Source organism: Ferruginibacter paludis, from assembly GCF_030409685.1.
GTDB classification, from domain to species: domain Bacteria; phylum Bacteroidota; class Bacteroidia; order Chitinophagales; family Chitinophagaceae; genus Ferruginibacter; species Ferruginibacter paludis.
Window position 1 is genome coordinate 308413 of record NZ_JAUFQJ010000002.1, and the last position, 26991, is coordinate 335403.

A 26991-nucleotide genomic window follows, 5' to 3' on the forward strand; every position below is an offset into this window, starting at 1 on the left:
CCTTCCAGGGCGGGCTTTTTGATGATTACAAGCCAATTTGTATGGCTTCGTTCTCCGAGGCAATTATTTCAAGATGCTGCTGTTTTTTAGCCGCCCGCAATTGCAGGTTGGTAGCCGTGCAATACTGGTGTTGCTTAAAAAAATTCATCTGAATAATGTTCCAGTTGTATTTACCGGCCACAATGTTACGTGCCTTTAATTCTTCAAACAGGGTGTCGCTGATGGGGAAGAAGTCATCCCGGCCGAGGTAGTCAAGGTCCGCATCACAGATAATTTCTTCCAGCTGCGTATTAGGCGACTGGGGAATTTTTGTGGCCATAATTAATCCGCAAATAATTTGTATCTGTTGTTGTGTCAGGCCAAAAGCTGGTAATTCTTTTTTGGCCAGTTCGCAGCCTGCCAGCTCATGCTCGCGGTAAGTAAAAAGAAATCCGGTATCATGATACAGGCAGCCCACTTTTAAAAGAAATAAGTCTCCGGCACTGGTTATTTTTTCCCTGTGCGCAATGCGGATTGCCTGTTGCTCCACATCAATAGTATGATGCACACCATGATAGAAGAGGTCTTTTGCCAATCCGTTGCTAAGTTTCAGCAAGATGGCGGAGCGTATGGTTTCATATAGCTTTTCAGGCATAAGTTAATACAAACATAACCAAAATAATTAAATAGTATCATTATGCCAAACGCGGGAAGCAGCGATACATTGTGCTCCGGTGCATATGAATAGAACAGGCATAGGTAACAATGCCTTTAACTGATTTATTTTCTGTTATTTATGCAATTACGCTGTTTTGAAAGATCTTTTGAACGGCAGAAATAATAATTCTCAGATAATGGATCAGGTCTCAAATAATGTAGTATATTTACTCCATAAAATTCCCGTTTTATAAGTACTGCTAAAGTCAATTCCTATAATTAATTGCCAATCACCCCATTTCTTTGTTTTTCTTTTCAACCTGCTGACAAGTAATTGTTACAGCATTGTTTGACTTGTTAAAATAGTTGCCAATATCACCTGGAAATTTCGCCATTAACCTTTAAACTTATTGTATGAGGCAATTTATTACGTGCAGTACTTTGGCAAAATCAGCATTTACTTTTGTGCTGTTTTTATCCCTGCTGTCTACCCTTCAGGCGCAGCAAACCAGCATTTCTGATTATGTTATTTTTGGCGGCACCAGCCAGCCGCTCCAGGGCCAGAAAGCACCGGCTGCGCCAGGTTATGGTGTTCAATTGGGGTCATCAACTACCATCAATGGCGGATCAATAGGCAGTTATAAATTTGTTCAGACAACCGGCAATTCGTCTATAGGCGCAAATATTTTTAGCGGAGGAACCATTAGTTTAACCAACAGCAATGTGGTAACGGGCAAAATTGCTGCGGGGCTACCAAATACCAACCCCGCTCCCGGAACGGTTCTTTCGATAGGTTCAAGTGCCACCCTCGGGGGAAGTATCAATGTGAACGGCAACATTGTAATTGGCGGAGGTACCGTTACCGGACCTGTAAACCATCCCTTAAATACCACTTATTATTTTGCCAATAACCTTGTTCCAAACGTTGCCAACCCGTTGGTAACACTGCCTGTGTTGCCCTCCATGCCAGCCATCAACCAATTTCCTGTCAACAATTCCACAGTTGATATCACAACAACAACAAAGTTGATTGCTAATTCCAATGGAGATCCGGTTATTCGTAGAAATATTTTATTGGGAGGCAACAAAACAATCACGCTGCAGGGAGCAGGCATATATGTCTTTAAATCAATAAAAAATACGGGCAACAGCAACAGTTTTGTTTTTGATTTAAGTGCCACCCCTTTGGGAAAGATAAAAGTGTATGTGGAAGGCGACGTTGATTTAGGCAAAGTGACAGCCTCCGTAATTGGTGGCAATGAGTCAAGCATTTACTTTGAAACACATGGTACCGGTACTACTTCCCCAAGCGGCACCGTTGCGTGGAATACGGCTAACGGATCAGGCGGCGGATCAAAATGGGTGGGTTCTGTCTGGGCCCCGTATGCTGCCATCAATATCGGCTCGGGAACGGGTAGTACTACTATGACAGGTGCACTCTGGAGCGGAACACAGGTAATATTGCAAAGCGGCATAACGATCAACTTTGCGCCTTTTATTTTTTGTGACATTACAGGGGCCACAACTCAAACCAATGTATTGTGTAAAGGAAGTGCTACCGGCTCCATTAATCTTACCGTGACAGGTGGTACAGCACCCATCACTTATAAATGGACCGGGCCGGGTACGTTCACTGCGTTATCTCAAAATATCAGCAATCTTGCTGCAGGTACTTACAACGTAACTTTTACAGATGCTGCCGGTTGCAGTGGTTCAGCTTCGGCAACCATTACGGAACCGGCTAACGGATTATCAGCCTCTGTTAGCAACCAAACCAATGTAAATTGTTTTGGAACATCTACAGGCAGTGCAACCATCGCTGCAACCGGCGGCACATCGCCTTATACCTATTCACTGAATGGGGTACAAAATACCACCGGCCTGTTTAGCGGACTTGCCGCTGCCACTTATTCTGTAACCGTTGCAGATAAAAACGGTTGTACAGCCGCCGTAGCTCTAACCATTACCCAGGCGCCTGCGCTTACTGTTGGCAGTATCAACTCCAACTCGCCACTTTGTATAGGTACAAATTTGACATTAAGTTCAGCTGCATCGGGGGGAACAGCTCCCTATACATACGCCTGGACAGGGCCTAATAGTTTTACCAGTACCGATCAGAATCCGGTGCTCACTACTGTTACGGATGCTGCCTCCGGAGTGTACACCCTGCAGATAACCGATAGCAAAGGTTGCATCGCCAGTACCGGTAACACAGTCAATGTAACAGTTAACCTGCTTCCTGACGCCAGCGCAGGCGATGACAAACCCTTTAATTTTGACGGCAATACAACCCTGAACGGGTCTTCATCAACTACCGGCGCTACTTTTAAATGGACAGCACCGCCCGGTGGAGAAATAAAATCGCCTGCAGACCAGGCCAACGTTAACGTTGGCGTACCCGGTATTTATACACTGACAGTTGCTGCAGCCGGCTGCGTTACTACCAAACAGGCATTGGTTTCAAACAAGGTTAGCAAACTGATTGGTTCTGAACTTACCTCCATCTATTACAACAATCCCAACGGAGATCCTTCGCCATTTTTTATCATTGCCAACGGCATGGTAAGGATAGACATCATTGTTCAGGTAAATAATTACGACAATGTATTGAGCCTTTTACAATCATCAGATTACGGGTTGATCAACACCGTTACCAATGGCGTGAATGGTGCGCAGGGCAGTAAATTAATTATCACGGGCGACTACCCGATTGCCAACCTGCTCAAGCTGAATTTATTGAATGACATTATTAATTTTTGCCGGCCTTTTTATGCGCCCTTTAGCAACAGCGGGCTTGTAAATTCGGCGGGCGATACCACCATGCGTTCCAATCTGGTGCGAAGCGGATATAAATTAACCGGAGCGGGCATTAAAGTGGGTGTTATTTCAAACAGTTTCAATACTATTTCCAGCGGTACCACTGCTACGCTGCCTTACAATCCTGTTCCCGGTGCGCCGCAAACGTTTAACACCAACACGGCAGCTGTTGACCTTTCAAACGGAGATCTTTCCAATGTAACTGTATTGCAGGACTACCCAAGAAGTACTGATGAAGGAAGGGCTATGCTGCAAATTGTACATGATGTAGCGCCGGGAGCAAGTCTTTATTTCCGTACCGGATTTTTCACCGCCGGTGATTTTGCCACTGGTATTGCCGACTTAAAAAATGCAGGCTGCAGCGTTATCGTGGATGATGTAACTTATATCACCGAACCTTATCTTAAAGATGGGGTGGTAGCCAAAGCCGTAGATGCGGTAAAAGCGCAGGGCGTATCGTATTTTTCTGCTGCGGGTAATTTTGCCAATAAATCATATGAACAAGACTTTACGCCGGCAAGCGCAGCCCCTGCAGGATTTCCGGGAAAAATGGCGCATGATTTTTCCGGTACCGGAGATATTTTTCAGCATATCACCCTGGTTCCCGGCGATTACACCATTGTGTTGCAATGGGTGGATGATATCTATTCTACCGGGCAAATTCAGGGAACGCATTATGACCTGGATATGTTCTGGACATCTAATACAGACGGAACAGGTTTAAAGGGATTTAACAGGGATAACACCAATGGCGATCCGCTGGAAATATTACCCTTTACAATTACCACCTTAACTGATGCCAATTTCCTTGTTGTCAACAATACAACGGATGGCAACCCAGCTCGCATTAAATACATTATTTACCGTGGGGATGTAAAAATCCTGGAATACAATGTCGGTACATCCACATTGGTAGGGCAGGCCAATGCTGCAGGCGCCATTGCTGTGGGCGCCGCCCGATATGACAAAGCGCCCCCTTATCTTACAACACCGCTCACTGAATCTTTTTCTTCCATTGGAGGAACAAAAACCGAGGGCGTGGTAAGAAATAAGCCGGATTTAGTTGGTCCTGATGGTGTGAATACAACGGTTAAAATGGGCCAGGATTATCCCAACAGCGCACTGGACGGTTATTCCAATTTCTTTGGTACATCTGCAGCGGCACCGCATGCGGCAGCGGTAGCTGCTTTGTTGATGGAAGGAAAGAAAAAATTTCTCGGCTTGCCGGCAACTCCACCAGATGATATACGCTCGCTGATGCAGGCAACGGCTGTTGACATGGAAACAAGCAGTAATTTACCCGGAACTCATTTTGATTTTATATCAGGCTACGGATTGGTAAATGCTGATTCGGCGATGCGGACCTTTGCTGCGCCTACCGCAACCTTGATTGATGTAATTGTACCGCCAGCAGTAATACCATGTAGCGGAACGCCTTTTACAGTAACAATTACGGGTGAGAATTTTAATTACAACACCATTGTTATGCTGGTGAATGCACCCGGCGACACAACCCGTATTGTGCCCACTTTTATCAGCTCAAGCGCAGTGTCGGTAACCGTTAGCTCCTGTGTTGGCAATCCTGAAATTCTTGCTTATACGCCTCCAAAGTCCGGCACTAATGGTACTGATGGCGGCTTCTCCAACAGTAAGTATTTCTTTAGTTCGGCTATCACAGTCACTGCAAATAATATCACCAAAAAATATGGCGAAACCCTTGTTGCTCCTTCAGCGGTTATTAAAGTAAACGGGGTATTGTTGCAAAACACCAGTCCTTTACTGAGTTTGCAGGACATAGGTCTTGATAAGCTGGTGCTGACAACAGCCGCAACAACAGGCAGTGATGTAGGTACTTATGTTATTACGCCGTCCAGAACTTTCGATCCTGCCAATACTACTGATTTGGCTTTGCAGAAAAAGTACAGCTATCAGTTTTTTAATGGCGCGGTAACAATAGCCAAAATGCCGTTGAAGGTAACTCCCAATAATACGGCAGTAGCTTACGGTAAAAACATCGGCACCATTACTTATAAATATGAATACAATACAACAAATATTTATAACCCCGATTCCCTCACCAATGCCATTAAAGTATATCACCAGGGCTTGTTGCCAACCAATGCCCTGGCTGTGGTAAAGGATTTTAAAAAACAACAACTGAACGGTTCAACACTCTCTGCTGCTGACCTTGTGAATATGAGTATGATTGCAAGCTTTAATGCTGTAAAAAACTCCCGCAAGTTTTCTTTATCAAATAATGCACTGGTACCTATACCGGCCGGCAGTTCCCTGTTGCAAGACAATTTAAACATTCAATACCTTGTTGACATTGCTTCGGAATCTATTTATAACTATAAATTAAATCCGGCAACAGCTAAATTCATTGCTGCTTACCCGGGCATAAGTCCTAAGGCATTACTGGGAGCAACAGCAATGGAAAGTGATGACAGCAATATCGGAACAGTAGATGTAAATGGTTCCCTCCTTAAAGTGGTAAGCGGATCCCTGGAGCAAATGGTAAGTACTTCTAACGGACTTGTTGCTCCAATATTGAATGGAGAATTGGTGCAGGTAGTAGACGGGGTTACGGTGCCAGCGTCAGATGGATTGGTGCAATATGTAAATGACGGTTCATGGGTGCAGATAACTACCTCCGGCAGCTTACTCAAGGTAGTAAACGGCTTGTTAAAACTGGTAAACGGCACATTGATTAAAGTAGTCAACGGAGTGTCTTATGTACAGTTTACCAGCGGCTCTTTGCTTAAGGTAGTAAACGGCTCTTTACTGAAGGTGGTGAATGGCACCAACACAGTAGTATACCAGGATGGTACACCGGTACTGGACAGTACACTCGTAATGCTTCCGAATGGTTTGGTACAGGCTGTTAACGGGTCATTGTTAAAGGTGGTAAACGGTTCCTTACTGAAAGTGGTAAATGGTTCTTTACTCAAAGTGGTAAATGGCTCTTTACTGAAAGTGGTGAATGGTTCCCTGCTAAAAGTGGTAAGTGGCACCCAGTTGGGAACGGATGCGGCTAACAACAATATTGCAGTGATTCTGGACTCGGCAGATGCAGCCGGTGCTTCAGGAGCATTCTCACCCGGTTCTATGTTTGGCGTCAATATGATTACTGGCCTGGATGTTGGCAAACAATACCTGGTGCCCGGCGTTTTGGCTGATCCTAATTTTGATATAACGTACGGACTTGGCGAAGTAGATATACAGCAGGCAACATTAACGGTTACTGCAAATAATGTTACAAGGCCTTATGGAGAAAATAACCAGTTGACCGCAACGTATAGTGGCTTTGTGCCTGGCGACAGTTTGCAAAATAGTGTTACCACGTTGCCGGTGTTAAGCACTACCGCTACGCAGACAAGTGCAATAGGTACTTATCCAATTACGGTTAGTGGTGGTACTTCATCCAGATACACTTTTAATTATGTACCAGGTGTGTTAACAGTGGTTAATAACCCCTGTTTGCTGCCCCCCAATACGGCAACCAATTTTGGTAGTACTGCTAATCCAAATACCCCCACCAGCCTGTGGTTGAATTTAACTACCAAAGTGAGTGGTCAGCTGGCGGTTAACGGAGATTACCTGACGTTCAGGGCAGGAACTATCGTATTAAATAATATCAACTATACATTGGTTGGAAGCCAGGCAATTCCGAACGGTAAAATAATTGCAGATAACAGTGTTGCAGCACCCGTTACGAATTTTGATGCCGGCACCAATACCTGGATAACCAGGGTGCCATTGGGCTTTGCAAGCACGTCGGATATTTTTATAACCGGAGCTATTATTAACTCCAGTACTGGTTTTGCGAAAAAGAACAATGCCAATACAGTGGTTACCGGAATTATGTATAGCAATAAGTTTTTCAAAGACCAATGGACATATGCAACGGCGGCTTATCAATTACCCAAACCCACTAATTATTTTACCTATGCGCAGGTGGGTGGAGCAGGGCAGGTGGTTGCCATTAATGGAACTTATCGTGCAGGCACGCCGTTACCGGTTATTCAATATCTGGTACAGGGCGGCAGCGGCGGCGGTGGAAATAATTATACAGGAAGTACCGCTTCGTTCAACACATTCACTGCCTGTATCCCGTCCGATTCTTCCGCTGTAAACCGCCTGATGACGGGCGTATCGCAACCGGTACAGGTAGCGCACCAGGAAGATATCGCACTTGCTAAAGCAGGATCACTGTCTATTTTCCCCAACCCTGCATCGGCTGATTTTACCCTGGTATATGTTCCGGCGCAAACAGGAGCCAGTTCAATATCGATATTAACAGCAGACGGAAAGCAGGTAATGGAATTTAACAATGGCGTTTGGGAAGCAGGTAAAAAATATGTCAAAAATATTGATGTAAGCAGACTGGTGCGGGGATTATACCTGGTTCAATTAAAAACGGGTAACAATACCACAGTGAAGAAAATTGTTATAAACAGGTAATTTTAACCAAACCCTAAATTCGTTGGGATGAATTGAAATACCGATATTTGGATATGAATTGTAAAACACTGGGAATAATTTTATTATTATGTGCGCATGCCCTTGCTATGCATGCGCAATCCCAGGGCGGAGCTGCTTCAGACAACAATAAAGATACAGCTGCAGTAAATTTATTACTGCAGCAAAGCAAAGAGCGGTTTTCAGATGATCCTGTTAAAGCGATCAGTCTTGCTACCCAGGCAAAGGATCTTTCGGAAAAAATTGAATTTGTAAAAGGGAAGGCCAATGCATTAAAAAACATAGGCGTAGGGAATTATTTCCTGGGAAAACTTCCTGAAGCAATAGTATACTGGAATGAATCGTTGCAACTTTTTGAAAGTTTAAAAGAAGATATCGGGGTTTCGAATGTGTTGAATAATATCGCCGCAGCATACGATGATTTAGGAGACAATGAAAAGGCACTTGAATATTCCCTTCGTTCATTAACGATAGCCGAAAAATCGGCCGACAACTATAGAATACTGGCTGCACTTAATACTGTGGCCAGTATTTATTATGAAAAGAAAGCCACCTGGGATAAAGCGCTGAATTATCTTTTGAAGGCGTTGCCTTTGGCCGAACAAGTGGGCGATAAGGACGGTATCGGAGTTACGTCGGGCAATATTGGAGAAATATATTTTTATAAAAACGATTTTGAAAAATCCAAGACCTATTACGAAAATTCAATAAAGGCTTATGGCGGCCTGTCCAACAGCTCCTATGCCTACAATGGTATCGGTAAAATATATTTAGTAAAAGGCGATTACAATAAAGCACTCAGCTATCACAATAAGGCACTTGAAATTGCGGAAAAAACAGACAGTAAGCACCATATGTACCTCTCTTTCCAGGGAATTGCCAATGTGTATATAGCCGAAAAAGAATATGCCAAAGCATTGCTTTATTTTAATAAGGCAAGCGGGCTGGCCGAAGAGCTGAAGGCGCCAAGGGATTTAAAGGATATTTACCAGCAAATGGCAGTGGCGTACGCTAAAAATGCTGATTACAAAAATGCATACAAATACAATTCCCTTTATGCTGATGTAAAAGACACGCTGTATAATATTGATACAGATAAAAAGTTAAACAAACTTCAGTTTGAATTTGATTTGCAGAAAAAAGAGGGGCAGATAAGTTTACTTACCAAAGACAAAGCCCTGCAGGACGCCGATTTAAAAAGGCAAAAATTTGCCCGCAATGCTTTTGCGGCTGGGCTGGGCCTGGTATTTTTAATTGCAATACTCATCTTCAGAAACTATCGTGAAAAGGTTAAAATCAACAAGATTCTTGATGAGCAAAAAGTGCAGATAGAAAATTTATTGTTGAATATTTTGCCCTCGGAAGTGGCCAAAGAACTTCAGCAAAAAGGCCAGGCAACGCCCCGGAATTTTGACCAGGTATCAGTCATGTTTACCGACTTTAAAAGTTTCACCATTCATGCCGATAAACTTTCACCACAGGAACTGGTAGAAGAACTGAATACCTGTTTCATTGCTTTCGATAATATTATAGAAAAGTATGGCCTCGAAAAAATTAAGACCATTGGAGATTCTTATATGTGCGCAGGTGGCATTCCAACGCCCGATAAACGGCATGTGCACAATATGGTAAGCGCCAGCCTGGAAATACAGGAATACATTGTGCTTAATAATAAAAGAAAAATAGCGGACGGCCAGGAGCCCTGGGACCTGCGCATAGGCGTGCACGTTGGACCAGTTGTAGCGGGGGTGGTGGGTAAGAAAAAATATGCCTATGATATCTGGGGCAGTACTGTAAATATTGCCAGCCGGCTGGAAAGCAACGGCGAACCCGAACAGGTGAATATTTCTGCGTCTGTTTACGAAATCGTCAAAAATGATTTTACCTGCAGTTACCGGGGTAAAATTTATGCAAAAAATGTGGGTGATGTAGATATGTATTTTGTAGCCTCCTCAAACAATAAGCTGGCCGGCAAAGTATCTGCAAGTACTTTTTCCATATAAACCGCGGTACCGGTATCAATCACCTCCTCACCTTATTCCCATCATCTTTTTTCCTTTATTTTTTTATTTTCTTTGCACGTTTAATGAACATCTCAGCATTAGGTTGAATTGATATTAAGCTAATAATTCTCATCAGTCACCCTGAGTTACGTTCGTTAAAGTGATACCATAACGAAGGCAAAAAAAATGGATATGGAAAGTTCAGGTCACACTTCCGGATTATCAGCTGCAGAAGTAATGGAAAGCAGGCAGCAATACGGCAGCAATATGCTGGAGATGCAGGAAGACAATGTGCTGTTAAATGTGTTAAAGGAAGTAGTACTGGAACCCATGTTCCTGTTATTGCTGGCTGCCTGTATTATCTATTTTGCTGCAGGCCAGTACAACGAAGGCATCATCATGCTGGTATCTATTTTTATTGTGGCCGGAATCTCTCTGTTCCAGGAATACAGGAGTAAAAACGCCGTGCTGGCTTTAAAAAAGCTTTCAGCTTCCAGTGCCAGTGTAATCCGTGATGGAGTAACAGTGCAAGTACCCGCCGGTGAAATTGTGAGCGGCGATTTGTTATTGCTGGAAGAGGGGGAAATCATCGCTGCCGATGGATTGATTGTTTCAGCCAATGACTTTTCCGTAAATGAATCGGTCTTAACCGGGGAATCGTTCCAGGTAATAAAAAACCCGGATGACACCAACGGCGTATTCAGGGGTACCCTGGTAACCAGTGGAAGCGCTGCAATTAAGGTAACAGCAGTTGGTTTGCAAACCAGGTTCGGAAAAATCGGGCTGTCATTAAAGGAAATCACCATTGTTAAAACCCCGCTGCAGGCACAGATGCGTTCGTTTGTACGCAATATGGTCTGGATTGGTGTAGTGGCATTTTTAATTGTGGTAGGCTTCAATTATTATCAGTCGGGCAATTTTGTCAAATCATTGCTACAGGGGCTTACACTGGCCATGAGCATACTTCCTGAAGAAATACCGGTTGCTTTCAGCACCTTCCAGGCATTGGGTGCTTTCCGCTTATTACGCAATAATATCATTGTAAAGCAGCCGCAGTATGTTGAAACGCTTGGCTCTGCTACGGTAATTTGTACCGATAAAACGGGCACGCTTACGCAAAACAGTATGCATCTTGCTTTTTTGTACGATGCTCAAACAGATCAGTCCATCGACATGAATGGCACTGAAAATATACCAGCCGCCGTACTGGAATATGCCATGTGGAGCAGCGAAACCGATCCCTTCGATCCGATGGAAAAAGCCATTCACGCATTGTACCAAAAAACGGCAGTAGCAGACAAAAGAAGTCAGTTTAAGCAGATACATGAATATCCAGTAGGTGGCAAACCGCCCATGATGACGCACATCTTTAAAAATGACAAAGACGAAATAGTAATAGCTGCCAAAGGCGCACCGGAAGCTATTTTACGCCAAACCAACTTACCGTCAGCAGCATTGCAACAAATTGAAGAGCGCTCACTTGAATACGCCCGCCTGGGCTATCGTGTTTTAGGCGTTGGCAAAGGCAGATGGAAGGATGAACAATGGCCGGCCACCCAGCAGGAATTTAAATTTGAATTTCTGGGTCTGCTGGTTTTCCAGGATCCGCCCAAAGACAATATCATTCAAACAATCCAAACATTCCGGCAGGCGGGCATAGCGGTAAAAATGATTACCGGTGATTACATGGAAACAGCGTTGGCGATAGCAGACCAGGTTGGGTTAACTCACAATGGAGACACACTTACGGGCAATGAGGTAATGAATTTAACTGCGGAAGCCCTGAGGGAAAAAGTAACCAGCGTAAATATTTTTGCCAGGATGTTTCCTGAAGCAAAACTAAAGGTGATTAACGCACTAAAAGACAACGGGGAGGTAGTCGCCATGACAGGTGATGGCGTAAATGATGCGCCGGCATTGAAGGCTGCACATATTGGCATTGCCATGGGGCTTAGAGGCAGTGAAGTAGCCAAAGCTGCGGCATCACTGATTTTAACGGATGACGACCTGGCCCATATGACGGATGCGGTGGCTTTGGGCAGAAAGATTTACGACAACCTTAAAAAAGCCATTCAGTACATCGTATCCATTCACATACCTATCATCTTAATTGTTACTTTACCGCTGCTGCTGATGTGGAAGTTTACAGACATTTTTTCGCCGGTGCACGTTATTTTTTTAGAACTCATTATGGGGCCAACCTGTTCTATCATTTATGAAAATGAACCTATTGAACCAGGAACGATGCAGCGGATGCCCAGGAAAGCGGCGGGTAATTTTCTGTCGCTTAAACAGCTAACGATGAGCATTGTACAGGGGATAGCCATCACAACGGCCTGCCTTGGTGTGGGTTGGTATTATATTAACCAGGGTAATACGGATGCTACGGTAAGAGCCATTATTTTTATAACACTGCTATTCAGTAATATTTTTTTAACACTGGTCAACAGGTCTTTTAAATACACCATCTTTACAACCCTGCAATATAAAAATAACCTGGTGCCACTGGTAATTTTTGTAACGCTGCTGTTTATCGCAGCTACAATTTACATCCCTTTTGTAAGTAGTTTGTTCAGGCTTGATGCACTGCCATGGCCCATGTTGATTACCTGCATTGCTGTTGCAATGGCAGGAACCTGCTGGATAGAATTGTGGAAATTGCTTAAAAAAAGTAACAACTGATTATTTTACATCACCCCAGTTTTCGCCGGTTTTAATCCGATGAATCTGCATGTCGCTTACTTCATATTTCAATGCCAGTGCTTTCAGGGTAGTGCCTTTTGCCAGCTGTTTTTTTATCACCTTAACTTTATCAAGGGTTAGTTTAGTGTTGCCGCCAGTGCCTGTTTTTCGGGCAATTTTGCGGGACTTAATTACAGAAGGGCTTTCCTGTGCATGAGCAGAAGCTTTGGCTATAGTGGCCCAGGCAAGATTTTCTGCACGGTTATCGGCTTTTTTATAATTCAAATGAATAACAACCGTTTCATCTTTTTTGGCCGGTGCCAAAAATTGTTCGGCCACCAAACGATGCAGTAAAATACCACGGTAAACAAGGGTTCCGTTTCTTTTCTTTTTGGTAAAACGCCAGATAGGATAACCTTCCTGCAGGGAACCCTTCAGTTGAACTCCATCATTGGGATCTTTGTCAAAGCAAACAAGGCGGCCCTGGTTAGAGATCGCATAGCGTTTTCCAAAAGCGCTTTTATGAAAACTGAGCACTTTCCAAATTTCTCCGTCAATTTTTCTCATGTTGAATTTATTAAAGGTATTATAACAAAGATAATTTATTTACCAACTCAACCGTTGTAAAAGCATAGTAAACATTTGCCCGTAACGCAATTATTTTGCAGGCAGCCGCCATGTCCATGGATTAGCGGCTATTTTTACTATCTCAAAAGCTTTATTTTTGAAAAAAACAATCACATGTCGCTACTGCTGAACAGGAATACTTTTGGAAACGCTGCTAATGCCGGCAACGTGCTATCCAGAACAGCTGCTGAACAATTATTTTCTTCCTGGGTATTAAATCCGAGGTTACAACTGCATATGAAGCAGGTGGCACACTTGATGAAATGCTGGGCGGCTGAAAAAGAAAAGCTGGATGAAACAGGTCAATGGCGCTGGGAAATGGCCGGCTTGCTGCACGATGCGGATTGGGACCAGTGGCCGGATCAGCATTGCAAAAAAATAATTGAAGAACTGGAAGCCCGCAACATTGATCCTGAAATTATCCATGCTATAGCAAGCCACGGACCGTTGTATTTTGGTGTTGAACCAGTAACTGCTATGGACAAAATGCTGTTTGCTTTTGATGAGTTAAGCGGCCTGGTACATGCTTATGCATTGATGCGGCCGGGAGGATATGAGGGCATGGATTTAAAAGGCGTAAAGAAAAGGTTGAAAGAAAAATCTTTTGCAGCCAATGTTTCCAGAGAGGATATTAATGATGCCTGTGAGCGGGCGGCTCTGGCGCTGGATGACCTGATCACATTTATAATTCCCCGCCAGGCAACGGTAAAATAATATACTCATTTTTTTATTAAGGGGTTTAACCAGCCGAAAAAAGAAAAAGCGGATCACTGTTTGACAGTTATCCGCTTTTTTTACAAGTAAAATATTGGAACAAAAGACGGGCGTTGTAAACTAAGCCTATGGCGTTTAAAATATTTTAAATCTTTCAAAACAAGATTTTTCAAGCAGCTCCCGGTCATCGGGATGAGCGATACTGATCAGTGCTTTCGCCCGCTGCCGGAGGTTTTTGCCAAACAGGTACGCAACACCGTATTCAGTTACAACGTAGTGCATATGCGCTCTGGTGGTAACTACCCCGGCGCCTGGTTTTAGCGTTGGTACAATCCTGGCAACGCCCCTGGCTGTTCTTGAGGGAATAGCGATGATGGGTTTACCGCCATTACTGATGGCTGCGCCCCGCATAAAATCCATTTGCCCACCCACACCGCTGAACTGGTAGGTGCCAATAGAATCGGCGCAAGCCTGGCCGGTAATATCAATTTCGATTGCACTGTTGATAGAAATCATTTTGTCGTTGCGGCGGATAACATGCGGATCATTTACATAATCAATATCCAAAAATGCAAATGCCGGATTATCGTTGATGTAGGAATATAATTTAGCAGAGCCCAGGGCAAAAGAAGATACTGATTTGTTGGGATGTATATTTTTATACTTGTTGTTGATCACATCTTTTTCTACCAGTGGAATAATACCATCGGAACACATTTCTGTATGCACACCCAAATCCTTATGATTCATAAGGCAGCTCAGTACTGCATCCGGTATTGCGCCAATACCCATTTGCAGCGTGCAACGGTCATCGATCATTTCTGCCACGTTCTTTCCGATGGTACGCTCAATGTCGCCCACCTTTTCGCTGAAATTGGCCTCGTGCATTTCATCTTCACAATATACCATGGCGGCAAAACGGCTGCTGTGCACCAGGCCGTCACCATGGGTTCTGGGCGCATTGGGGTTTACCTGCGCAATGATAGTTTTGGCAGTGTTTACCGCACTGCGGGCAATATCTACCGACACGCCCAGCGAGCAGTAACCGTGACTGTCGGGCGGCGATACGTGCACAATGGCAACATCAATCGGTAAAATATTTTGTTTAAACAGGTTGGGTATTTCACTTAAAAAAACGGGTACATAATCAGCTATCCCTTCTTTAACGGCGTTGCGCACAGCAGCTGAAACAAAGAGTGAATTAAAATGAAAACTGTCTTTAAATTCGCTCTTATCAACCTGTAAGTCGCCATACAAACTGATAGATACAATTTCTACATTACGTAAACGCGGGGCTTCAAGCGCCAAGTGCCTCAGCAAAAAAGTGGGCGTATGCGCACTGCCATGTATATATACCCGTTGATTGGATTGAATGACTGATAACGCTTCCGCCGGACTCACATATTGAACAGGAACTTTCATATTTGAACTATTTGCCGCAAATATATTCCGGGTTCCGCTGGCAGCACATGACGTTTTTGTATGGCCTGGTATGATTATTATCACAAGGGTGCAATACAATAGTTTTTGTTGCACCTTTAAAAATGGCGGGAATTAAAGGGTAGTTATACAGATATGATATATTTCATTGCCGCACATGATTTATATTGCAGTGATGAATAATAAAAAAGTTCACAGTGCCCTTATACTGTTTAGATAGCATTATTTCATCCTAATAAAAAGAAAACCAAACAAGAAGCATGCAGCAGGCCATTATAAATTGTACCATACATACCGGTGAAGAAATAATAGAGAAAGGAGTGGTAGTTATTGAAAACAGCGTCATACAATCTGTTCAAAAAGAAGTGCCGGAAAATTGTGCCGTGGTGGACTTAAAAGGGCAAAATATTGCAGCCGGTTTTATCGATATCCATATCAACGGTGGCGAACAGCTGCATTTTAGTCAATCACCGACCGAAGCTGCCATTCATGATATTTATGAAAGCAGTCTGCAATATGGTACCACGCATATGTTGCCCTGTCTTATTTCTTCATCACATGAAAATATTTTGCAGGGTATTGAAGCCGTCAAAAACTACCGGCTCAAATTCAGCAACGGTGTAATGGGCATGCACCTGGAAGGGCCGTTTATTAATCCCATAAAACGGGGGGCACACCTGGCAAAATACGTTCGTACGCCAACGAATGCCGAGCTGGAAGAAATCATCCGGTACGGTAAGGACGTCATCAAATTAATTACTATTGCACCGGAGTGTTTTACTGATGAACAAATTGATATGCTGATGGAAAGCGGCATCGTTGTGTCGGCGGGCCATTCCAATGCTACCTACGAACAGGCGCAGTATGGTTTTTCAAAAGGCATACAACTCATCACGCACTTATTTAACGCAATGACGCAATTTGGCCACCGCTCACCGGGATTGGTTGGTGCGGCCTTAAGCAACGATGCTGTTTACACCCCCATCATTTTAGATGGCGCTCACTGTGATTATGCCGCCGCCAGGCTGGCCTATAAATGTAAAAAAGATAAGCTGGTGCTGATAAGCGATGCGCTCTTTTTAAGCAAAAAGAAAAAGGAATTTGTATGGGAAGGTTTTAAAGCGGCGTTGGCAGATGGCCTGTACAGAAACGATGAAGGCAACCTGGCCGGCGCTACCATCTCCATGGCAGATGCGGTTCGCAATGCGGTAAAGCATTTGAATGTATCCGCTGAAGAAGCAATCAGGATGGCAACCTGCAGGGCTGCAGCGGCAATAAAAATGCAGGATAAAGTTGGTAAAATCAAAGCTGGCTTTCCGGCCAGTTTTGTGCAGTTCAGTGATGACCTGTCATTGATACAAACGATGGTGTTGTAGTTATCAAAATAAGGTTGATTTTTTTTATTTGCATGCACACCAATTGCCTTTGCAATTTCGTTAGCACTACAAAAATTTGCAAGATAGTATACCTCCCGGCATCAATTTGTTACATATGAAAAGTTGTTACTCCAATTTTACTGCATCATTTTTTATCTTTTTTGTTATCGTTGTTAAAGCTTCGGCACAGGACACGATTGTGGTGCATTATGGTGGTCACCACCCTACTGACGAAAGCAATGTAACGCATACAACCTATTTAAAGCCTGCTGCGGTTATTATACCAGCTTCAATGATTTTATATGGTTGCTTAAAGCCCGCCATGGGTGGTATCCGGCAACTCGATGATGATATTATGGCAAATATTAAAGCCAATCATCCCGGCTTTCACACAAAAGCCGATGACTACCTGATGTGGGCACCAACGGCATCCATTTACCTGATGGATGCACTGCATATAAAAACTAAACATAGTTTTGCTGAACACGTTATTCTTGATGCAGGCTCTGTAGCCATCGCGGGTGGTGTTGGTTTTGTGATGAGAAAGATTTCGCATGGCATTGATGACTATACCACACAGGGCACCAAGTTTCCGAGCGGTCATACAACAAATGCTTTCAGGGGCGCCGAAATATTTCACCAGGAGTTAAAAGAATCTCATCCAGTGTTAAGTTACAGCGGCTACCTGGTGGCTGCTACCGTGGGTGTACTGCGTATCTATAATAAAAGTCACCTCCTTACCGAAGTGCTGGCAGGTGCCGGGTTGGGTATGCTTTCCAGCAAACTGACTTACTGGGTTTTCGATAAAGTAAAATATAAAAAGAAGAAAAATTAAAGGCCACAAAACACCTGATTCTTACCGTTAATTTATTTGTCGCCTTCCCATTCCAGGTAAAATTGTGCTAAAAATGTTTCCATAAATGCATGCCTTTCTTCAGCCATTTGCCTGCCTGTACCGGTATTCATTTTATCTTTTAGCAACAGCAGTTTTTCATAAAAATGATTGATGGTGGGTGCCGTTGTTGTTTTATAGGTTTCTTTCGTCATGTGTAAGTCTGGTGCAACCGAAGGATTATATAGCTCCCTGTTTTTAAAGCCACCATAATTAAATGCCCTGGCAATGCCAATGGCGCCCAGGGCATCCAGCCTGTCAGCATCCTGTACAACGTCCAGCTCCGGACTGGTAAATATTTGTGTAAAATGGCCGCCCTTAAAAGAAATATTGCGGATGATGTTTTCAACGTGCTCAATGGTGGCTTCAGGGACTGCAAGTGAATGCAAAAAACGGCTTGCCATAGCAGGTCCGATTTCTTCATCGCCATTATTAAACTTAGCATCGGCAATATCGTGCAGCAATGCACCCAATGCTACAACCAAACCATTCACATTTTCAGTTTTTGCAATGGTGTTGGCGTTTTTCCAAACCCGTTCAATATGAAACCAGTCGTGACCGCCCTCGGCTCCCTGCAAAGTTGCTTTTACAAAATGGACTGTTGCATTAATTATCTCCTCTTCTGTCATGATCTGATTAAGGTAATGGGTGTTGAAAAAATTTGATACAAATTTATGGTTCCTTTAAAGTATTATACTTGCAAAATACCCAAAGTTTCCATTCGGGCAACTGGGTTTTAATATGATTAGTTATCGCCAGGAGACCAGCGTATTTACCCAGCCTGTAGCTTTAACTCCCCAATCCATCCTTCAGACCATTTATGTAGCCCTTTTAAAAAAAGGTATTATAATTGCAACTGCTAAAATCAAACATTCGCTTTCCATATTTGTTATTGCCAGTAACCAGGAGTCTTAACAGATTTCTTTAAAATAAAATATGATGAATATTGTAATAGTAGGTGGTGGATTCGCAGGGGTAAACCTGGCAAAAAAGCTCGCCGGCAAGGATGGTTTCGATGTGACTTTAATTGATAAGAATAACTATAATTTTTTTCCTCCTTTAATTTACCAGGTGGCCACTGGTTTCCTTGAGCCGACCAGCATCAGCTATCCTTTCCGTAAATTTTTTGCCGGAAAAGATAACCTGCATTTTCGTTTGGCAGAAGTACTGAAAGTAGTGCCGGAACAAAACAAAATAATATTGGATGAGGGTGAAATGAGTTACGATCAGCTGGTATTTGCCACCGGTGCTGAGACCAATTATTTTGGCATGAAGAACGTAGCGCAAAAATCGCTGCCCATGAAAACGCTGAGTGACGCCATGGAAATGCGGAATAAGCTGCTGGAAAATATGGAGCAGGCAGCCATCAGCAATGATCCCGTTGAAATAAAAGAATTGCTCACAATCGTAATTGCAGGCGGCGGGCCTACAGGCGTTGAACTGGCCGGTATGTTTGCCGAAATGAAGAATGGAATAATAAGAAAAGAGTATCCTTTTTTAACAGGTAAGGGGGGCGAAATTTATTTGGTAGATGGCCTCGGTGCGGTGCTTACACCGATGAGTCCCGAATCGCAGAAAGATACTTTTGAAGCCCTGACAAAGCTCGGTGTTAAAATAAAGCTTAACTGCCAGGTGAAAGATTATGTTGACAATAAAGTAATACTGGCCAACGGCGAAACCATTGGGTCAAGGAGTTTGATCTGGGCCGCAGGTGTATCCGCAAAAGTGTTTGAGGGATTGCCTGAGGAAAGTTATGGCCGCGGAAAAAGAATGATAGTGGACGAGTTCAATAAAGTGAAAAATACACAAAATATTTATGCACTGGGAGATACCGCTTTACAAACCACAGATGCAAAATTTCCCAATGGGCATCCGCAGGTAGCGCAGGTGGCCATTCAGCATGCGGTGCAGCTGGCTAAAAATTTTAAACTCATACAGGAAGGCAAAACGCCGGAGGCTTTTGAATATAAAGACAAGGGCTCTATGGCCATCATTGGCCGCAACAAGGCGGTAGTAGATTTGCCTAAACCGAAGTTGCATATGAATGGTTTCATAGCATGGCTGGCGTGGCTTTTTATTCACCTGGCTTCGTTAATTACTTACCGCAACAGGGTGCGTACTTTCTGGAACTGGATGATTGCTTATTTTACAAAAGACCAGTCTTTAAGAATGATTTTAAGGCCAGCGGCAAAGCAAAGTGTCACGACTGAAGCACCTTCAACCGTCGTAGTTGAACAAAGGCCACAGGCGGTTGGTGCAAATTAGACAGTTAGAATTCATCTTTTACAAGTTCATACAACCGCTCCATTTTTGAGCACTGACGTTGATAAATTTGATGGTTTGATTGATCAGGCTCGTAGGTTTTTCCGACAGCAATTTCCATGGTGTAAGGCAATGCCAATGCCTGTATGCCCACCATCACGGCACCCAGAGCCGAACATTCTTCAACAGCAATTACATTCACCGGCAGGTTAAATGTATCAGCCAGCACCTGCACCCACAAAGGGCTTTCAGTAAAACCACCGTTGGCGTAAATGGTGGTAACGGGTGATTTCTCCATCAATATTTTGCCGATACTGTACACATTGTATACCACCGATTCCATGGCTGCCCGTATCAAATGTGCTGTAGTATGTTTGATGTCCAAACCAAAATAAACGCCTCTTGCATCCGGGTTCCATAGCGGTGCTCTTTCACCGAGGATATAAGGCAACAACAATAATTCATCGCTGCCCGCTGCAACGTTGGTCGCAAGATGTATAAATTCGTCGTAGGCCGTTGTATCCTTTAATAACTGTTCTTTCAACCATTGAATAACGACGGCGCCATTGCTGCTGGCGCCGCCCAGAATATATTGTTCGCCGTTTAAATGATAACAGAAAGTGCGCATGCTTTTATCTGTTATCAGCTGCGAAGTAACCACCCTTGCGGCACTGCTGGTGCCAATGGTTACTGCCATAGAACCCGCTACTGTAGCGCCACTGCCAAGATTCGCCAATGCGCCGTCGCTGCTGCCAATTACAAAAGCGGTTTGCTTAAAAGCCTTTAGTTGTTCTGCCGCATTCGATTCAATTTTTGCGGGTAAATATTCAATATGAGTGCAGGCTACAATGCTGGATAAATGGCTTTTTTCAATACCCAAATCTGCAAGAATGTTTGCTTCCCATTGCAGTGCTACACTGTTCAATAAACCAGTGGCCGATGCAATGGCGGTATCAACAATGTATTTGCCAAACAGCCGGTGAAATACAAATTCCTTGATGCCGATAAATTTTGTACACCTTGCAAAAGCCAAGGGTTCATTCTTTTTAAACCAAAGCATCTTGCAAAGCGGCGACATGGCATGAATGGGCACGCCGGTGCTGTGATAATACTTTTCGCCCTGTGGCGTTTGCTTCAATGCAACGGCTAATTCACCGGCACGGTTATCCGCCCAAATGATACAATTGGTTAATGGCTGATCATTTTCATCCATCAATATTAAGCTATGCATGGCAGAAGAAAAGCTGATGAATACCGGCTGATCTTGCGGCAATGCAGCAGCTATTCCGGTAAGACAATGGATTACCGCATCCAGTATTTCCTGCGGGTTTTGTTCACTCTGGTTTTCCTGCGGATGCAATATCGGGTAGCCGGATGACTGCTTTGCCAGCACCACCCCGGTAGAAGAAAAAGCAACGGCTTTTGTAGATGTAGTTCCAATATCAATTCCTATAAAATAATCCATACCGCAGTCGTTGTGTGGCTTTTCAAAATGTATAAGTAATCAGTTTAGCAGTTAACTGCTTATTTATAAACAATAATACTGTCTTTCCGTGGTATCCCTAAATAAAACGGCGTTGAAGTCAACATTTAAATACCTTTATGGTATAAATGTCATTTTGACTTTATTTTATAAAATATACCCGGTTCGCGTTTAAACTTACACGGATTTTTATCACGATCTGCTAAATTAAAGCTTCCATGTTTACCAAAGTCTCCGCAATTGTTGCTTGTTTTTTATGTTCTTGTTTATTAACACCTTTTATTGCAGCTGCAACTCAGCCACCTGCCTACACAAAAATTGAAGATGGTATTATTGTTCAGCTAAACAATGGGCAACCCAATGCTGCCCGGCTGATTAAGCTACAGGTGGTCAGTGAAAATATTTTTCATGTTACGGCAACGCCGCTGGATCAATTTGCAGAACAACCGAGCCTGGTACTGGATGAAAAAAAGCGCAGCCCTGTAAAGTGGGACATCAAAGAAACTGCGGGCGAAGTAATTTTAGTTACAGCAACCACACAAGCGAAAATAATTTTATCAACCGGGCAGGTGAGTTTTCTTGACAAGGCAGGCAATGTATTATTGCAGGAGGCGCCCGGCGGCGGAAAAACATTTACCGGCACCACGCTGGATGGTGAACAGTCTTACATAGTACGGCAGGCTTTTGAAAGCAGCGCTGATGAAGGATTGTATGGCCTCGGCCAGCACCAGGCCGGTGTTTTTAATTATAAGGGCACGCAGGTGTTATTATCGCAGTACAACACAGAAGTGGCGGTTCCTTTTATGACCTCCAGTAAAAATTATGGTATTTTATGGCACAACAATTCCATTACCAAAAGCATTGACAGCAGGAACTATGAGCAACTGAATACGCTGAAATTATTTAGCGCCAATGGTGATGAGGGATGGTTAACGGCTACTTATATTGACAAGAAAAATCCAACGCACATCTTTGTGTCAAGGCCCGAGTCTTACATCGACTATCCTTATATTCCTTCGCTAAAAAAATTCCCAGACAGTATCAATTTGGCCAATACACTCGTAACATGGGAGGGTAAAATTGAAAGCGGCTTTACCGGCCAGCATGTATTTAATTTTTATTTGTCCGGCTATACAAAAATTTTTATGGATGGAAAATTGATTGCCAGCAGGTGGCGTCAAAGCTGGAACCCGGGCACAGAGCTTATAAAAATCAATTTCGAGAAAGGGAAGAAATACGACTTTAAAATTGAGTGGGATCCTTCCAGCAGTCAGTCTTATATTTCCTGCACCTGGCTGAAACCCTTAACTGGCAAGGATAAAAATGAATTTGCTTTTGAATCAGAAGCAGGCACTGCGGTTGATTATTATTTTGTTACCGGCGCTAACATGGATGAGGTAATAAGCGGTTACCGCAATCTTACGGGTAAAGCTACTATGCTGCCTAAATGGGCGATGGGCTTTTGGCAAAGCAGGGAAAGATATAAAACACAGGAAGAAATTTTAAGCACTGTGGCGGAGTTTCGTAAACGAAAAATTCCGCTGGATAATATCGTAGAAGACTGGAGTTACTGGGAGCCGGACAAGTGGGGCAGCCAGGACTTTGATAAAACACGTTTCCCGGACGCAGCCGGTATGATCAAAACACTGCATGAAAAATACCATACCCAATTTATGATTTCGGTATGGCCCAAGTTTTATGAAGGTATAGCCAATTATAAGATGATGAACGATAGCGGCTGGATATACAAACGCAATGTGGCCAACCATGAAAGAGACTGGATTGGTAAAGGATATGTGAGCAGTTTTTACGATGCATATAATCCCAATGCACGTAAAGCTTTCTGGGGAACGATGAATAAAACTTTGTATCCCGCCGGCGTGGATGCCTGGTGGTTGGATGCAACCGAACCGGATATCAACAGCAATGGCAGTCCGCAGCAACGCAAAGAATTGAGCACACCCAACTACTTCGGTTCCTCTGCAAAAAATTACAACGCATTCGCACTGATGAATGCAAAAGGTGTGTATGAAGGGCAGCGTGCAACCAATCCTGCTAAAAGGGTTTTTATTCTTACCCGTTCCTCTTATGCTGGCATTCAAAAATATGCGGCTGCAACCTGGAGTGGTGATATCGGCTCGCGCTGGGAGGATTTTAAAAATCAAATTCCCGCTGGCTTAAATTTTGGTTTATCCGGAATGCCGTACTGGACAACAGATATAGGTGGTTTTGCCACCGAACAACGTTACGAAAATGCAAAGGGAAAGGACCTGGAAGAGTGGCGGGAACAAATGACCCGCTGGTACCAGTTTGGCGCTTTTTGCCCGCTCTTCAGGGTGCATGGGCAATACCCTTACCGCGAAATATTTAACACCGCACCGGAAGATCATCCTGCCTATAAAAGCATGTTGTATTACGACAAATTGCGCTACCGCCTGATGCCTTACATTTATTCACTGGCCGGCCAAACCTACCAAAACGATTACACTATTATGCGTGCTTTGCAAATGGATTTCGCAAATGATACCGAGGTTAAAAACATTGGCAACGAGTATATGTTTGGACCTGCTATTTTGGTAAACCCGGTCACTGATTTTTTAGCAAGAAACAGAGCTGTGTATTTACCTGCAGGCACTGGCTGGTATAATTTATATGATGGTAAATTTATAGCAGGGGGTCAAACCATCACAGCAGATGCACCTTATGAGCAAATACCCTTGTTTGTAAAAGAAGGTTCCATCATTCCTTATGGACCCGAGATGGAGTACACGGCCGAAAAACCCGCTGACCCAATCACGCTGTATGTGTATGGCGGTAAGGATGCCAGCTTTACCTTGTATGAAGATGAAAATACCAATTACAATTATGAAAACGGGCAGTTTGCAACGATACAAATTAATTATACTGAAGCAGCAAAAACTGTAACAATTGAAAACAGGAAAGGCAGTTTCAAAGGCATGTTAAACAACCGTACTTTTAAAATTGTACTGGTAACGAAAGACAAACCATTGCCACTTGATTTACAAAATGTTGCCCCGCAAAAAACAGTGAAGTATGCAGGTAAAAAGCTGGTAGCGAATCTTTCAAAATAATACACTCATTTTTAACTATTAGAAATCTTATATGAATACCCTTACTATCAAGTGTACGTTTTTTTTGCTGGCAGCTATAGCATTTTTATCGCCGGTAAAAAATGTAACTGCGCAACGAACACGAGCCAGCTTTAACAACAACTGGAAGTTTAAACTGGACTCTCTAAATGATTACAGCAAACCGTCGGCAAATACAAGGGGCTGGCGCACATTAAATGTACCGCACGACTGGAGTATTGAATTTCCATTTGATTCTGCCAGCCCGACAGGCAATGGCGGCGGGGCTTTGCGTGGCGGCCTCGGTTGGTATGTAAAAAACTTTACGGTGCCGCTGGCTTCAAAAAATAAAATAGTCAGTATTGATTTTGATGGCGTGTATATGAACAGTGAAGTATGGATCAACGGGCATTGGCTTGGTCTGCGGCCCTATGGCTTTAGTTCTTTCCGTTACGATCTTACACCCTGGCTTAAATACGGCACCGAAAATAATGTGATTGCAGTTAAAGTGGATAATTCAAAGCAACCCAATTCCCGCTGGTATTCCGGCTCCGGAATTTACCGCAATGTGTGGTTGGTTACAACAGATAAAATTTACATCGATCATTGGGGCACTTTCATTACAACCCCGGTTGTCAATAAAAATTCCGCAACGGTGCATATTGCCGCTAACATACGGCATGCAGATGACCCTCAAAAAAATGTAATTGTAACCAATATCATTTACAATGCGGCAGGTAGAGAAGTGGCAAGAAAAACCAGCAACAGTATTTCATTGAAGGATACGGTTTCGGGCGTTGCACACGATCTTACAGTCACTGCTCCATCCTTATGGTCGGATACCAATCCTTACTTATACAAAGTAGTAACACAGGTGATGAGTGATGGAAAATTAATTGATGCGTACACAACCCCAATGGGTATACGCAGCTTTGTGTTTGATGTAAATAAAGGCTTTTTACTGAATGGCAAGCCTGTTAAAATAAACGGCGTTTGCGATCACCACGATTTGGGATGTCTGGGTGCAGCCATTAATACCCGTGCTTTGGAAAGGCAACTGGAAATATTAAAAGGCATGGGCTGCAATGGCATCCGCACGTCGCATAACCCGCCGGCTCCGGAGCTGCTGGACCTTTGTGATAAGATGGGTTTTATTGTAATGGACGAAGCGTTTGATATGTGGAAAAAGCAAAAGAATAAATACGATTATCACCTCGTTTGGGATGAATGGCACCAAAGAGATTTGGAAGATTTGATATTACGCGACCGCAATCATCCATCGGTTTTTATGTGGAGCATTGGCAATGAAATTTTAGAGCAATGGGATAGCTCAGGTATCACCATTGCCAAAGAGTTAGCTGGTATTGTAAAAGCACTGGATACCACCCGTCCCATCACATCCGCTCTCAACGATCCTCAGCCGGGTAATAAAATTTATCAATCCGGTGCGCTGGATTTGGTTGGATTCAATTATCATCACCAGAATTTCGCAGACTTTCAAAAGAATTTTCCCGGCCAAAAGTTTATTGGCACTGAAACGGTTTCTGCACTGGAAACCCGTGGCCATTATGATTTAATTCCTTCTGATAGTTTGCGCCGCTGGCCGGAGCGCTGGGACAAACCTTTTAATGAGGGCAATAAAGATTTAACCGTATCTGCTTATGATAATGTATCTGCGCCATGGGGTTCAACACATGAAGAAACCTGGAAAGAAATGAAGAAATACAATTTCCTTTCAGGCCAGTACATCTGGACCGGCTTTGATTATATTGGTGAACCAACACCTTATCCATGGCCTGCAAGAAGCTCTTATTTCGGCATCATCGATCTGGCGGGTTTTCCAAAGGATGTGTACTACATGTACCAAAGCGAATGGACAAATAAAAATGTATTGCACCTGTTGCCGCACTGGAACTGGAAGCAGGGTGATACCGTAGATGTATGGGCATACTACAACAATGCCGATGAAGTGGAACTGTATTTAAACGGCAAATCGGTTGGCATTAAAAAGAAAACCGGTGATGACCTGCATGTGATGTGGCGCCTGCCTTTTGAACCTGGAACACTGAAAGCAATCAGTCGTAAAAACGGCGGGACTGTTTTGACAAAAGAAGTAACAACCGCGGGACCTGCTTACAAAATAGAACTAACCGCTGATAGAAAAATCATTGCTTCAGGTGGTGATGATGTAAGTTTTGTAACCGTAAAAGTGCTGGACAAAAATGGCAACCTCGTGCCGGATGCAGCCAACCTGGTACAGTTTGAAGTCACCAATGGGGGAAGTATTGCAGGTGTCGATAATGGCAACGAAACCAGCATGGAAAGCTTTAAGGATAACAAGCGAAAAGCTTTTAATGGTTTGTGTTTGGCGGTGATAAAGGCAGGTAGTAAAAAAGGAAATATTGTTTTAAAAGCGACAGCTCCTGGCTTGCAGACAGCACAAGTAAATATTATTTCAAAATAAAGATTATATCTTTTATAAAGCCGT

General features: G+C 43.4%; 14 protein-coding genes. 9 read left to right on the forward strand and 5 right to left on the reverse strand.

The genetic code is table 11. The annotated features are described in order from the left end of the window. Positions 1–25: 25 nt before the first annotated feature. A complete protein-coding gene (locus tag QWZ08_RS03235; RefSeq protein WP_290335772.1) occupies positions 26–634 on the reverse strand; it encodes an HD domain-containing protein in 609 nt (202 codons plus the stop codon). Positions 635–1050: 416 nt separating this feature from the next. Between QWZ08_RS03235 and QWZ08_RS03240 the strand changes: the two genes are divergently transcribed. The 3 genes from QWZ08_RS03240 to QWZ08_RS03250 all read left to right on the forward strand — a co-directional run bounded on the left by QWZ08_RS03240 (position 1051) and on the right by QWZ08_RS03250 (position 12620). Continuing rightward, entirely contained in the window at positions 1051–7917 is a 6867-nt protein-coding gene (locus tag QWZ08_RS03240) for an MBG domain-containing protein (protein WP_290335773.1), read from the forward strand. 53 nt (positions 7918–7970) lie between these two features. Next, entirely contained in the window at positions 7971–9938 is a 1968-nt protein-coding gene (locus QWZ08_RS03245) for an adenylate/guanylate cyclase domain-containing protein (RefSeq protein WP_290335774.1), read from the forward strand. A gap of 192 nt (positions 9939–10130) precedes the next feature. Next, positions 10131–12620 carry a cation-translocating P-type ATPase gene (locus tag QWZ08_RS03250; protein WP_290335775.1) on the forward strand — a complete coding sequence of 830 codons (2490 nt, stop codon included), beginning with the start codon at positions 10131–10133 and terminating at the stop codon, positions 12618–12620. Here QWZ08_RS03250 and QWZ08_RS03255 read toward each other — a convergent pair whose 3' ends face one another. Continuing rightward, complete coding sequence (locus tag QWZ08_RS03255; RefSeq protein WP_290335776.1) at positions 12621–13187, reverse strand: HNH endonuclease; 567 nt, start codon at positions 13185–13187, stop codon at positions 12621–12623. Positions 13188–13361: 174 nt separating this feature from the next. Between QWZ08_RS03255 and QWZ08_RS03260 the strand changes: the two genes are divergently transcribed. After that, a complete protein-coding gene (locus QWZ08_RS03260; RefSeq protein ID WP_290335777.1) occupies positions 13362–13961 on the forward strand; it encodes a hydrolase in 600 nt (199 codons plus the stop codon). A gap of 135 nt (positions 13962–14096) precedes the next feature. Here QWZ08_RS03260 and QWZ08_RS03265 read toward each other — a convergent pair whose 3' ends face one another. After that, entirely contained in the window at positions 14097–15383 is a 1287-nt protein-coding gene (locus QWZ08_RS03265; protein WP_290335778.1) for an acetyl-CoA hydrolase/transferase family protein, read from the reverse strand. A 278-nt stretch (positions 15384–15661) separates the two neighbouring features. Between QWZ08_RS03265 and nagA the strand changes: the two genes are divergently transcribed. Together nagA and QWZ08_RS03275 are read left to right on the forward strand one after the other, a co-directional pair. Beyond that, positions 15662–16777, forward strand: a complete 1116-nt coding sequence (nagA, locus tag QWZ08_RS03270; RefSeq protein ID WP_290335779.1) for an N-acetylglucosamine-6-phosphate deacetylase — start codon at positions 15662–15664, stop codon at positions 16775–16777. A gap of 115 nt (positions 16778–16892) precedes the next feature. Further along, a complete protein-coding gene (locus QWZ08_RS03275) occupies positions 16893–17612 on the forward strand; it encodes a phosphatase PAP2 family protein (protein ID WP_290335780.1) in 720 nt (239 codons plus the stop codon). Positions 17613–17644: 32 nt separating this feature from the next. Here the strand turns inward: QWZ08_RS03275 and QWZ08_RS03280 are convergent, their stop codons facing one another. Continuing rightward, a complete protein-coding gene (locus QWZ08_RS03280; RefSeq protein ID WP_290335781.1) occupies positions 17645–18298 on the reverse strand; it encodes an HD domain-containing protein in 654 nt (217 codons plus the stop codon). 307 nt (positions 18299–18605) lie between these two features. Between QWZ08_RS03280 and QWZ08_RS03285 the strand changes: the two genes are divergently transcribed. Further along, the gene (locus QWZ08_RS03285; protein WP_290335782.1) at positions 18606–19934 is read left to right on the forward strand and encodes an NAD(P)/FAD-dependent oxidoreductase; all 1329 of its coding nucleotides are present in this window, start codon (positions 18606–18608) and stop codon (positions 19932–19934) included. A gap of 4 nt (positions 19935–19938) precedes the next feature. Here QWZ08_RS03285 and QWZ08_RS03290 read toward each other — a convergent pair whose 3' ends face one another. Then, on the reverse strand, positions 19939–21396 hold the full coding sequence (locus QWZ08_RS03290; protein ID WP_290335783.1) for a gluconokinase: 1458 nt from the start codon (positions 21394–21396) through the stop codon (positions 19939–19941). Positions 21397–21632: 236 nt separating this feature from the next. On the opposite strand from QWZ08_RS03290, the gene QWZ08_RS03295 reads away from it, so the two are divergent. After that, positions 21633–24506 (forward strand): TIM-barrel domain-containing protein, encoded by a 2874-nt coding sequence (locus tag QWZ08_RS03295; protein ID WP_290335784.1) that lies wholly within the window; start codon positions 21633–21635, stop codon positions 24504–24506. Positions 24507–24537: 31 nt separating this feature from the next. Further along, positions 24538–26967 carry a beta-galactosidase GalB gene (galB, locus tag QWZ08_RS03300; protein ID WP_290335785.1) on the forward strand — a complete coding sequence of 810 codons (2430 nt, stop codon included), beginning with the start codon at positions 24538–24540 and terminating at the stop codon, positions 26965–26967. The last annotated feature ends 24 nt before the right edge of the window (positions 26968–26991 follow it).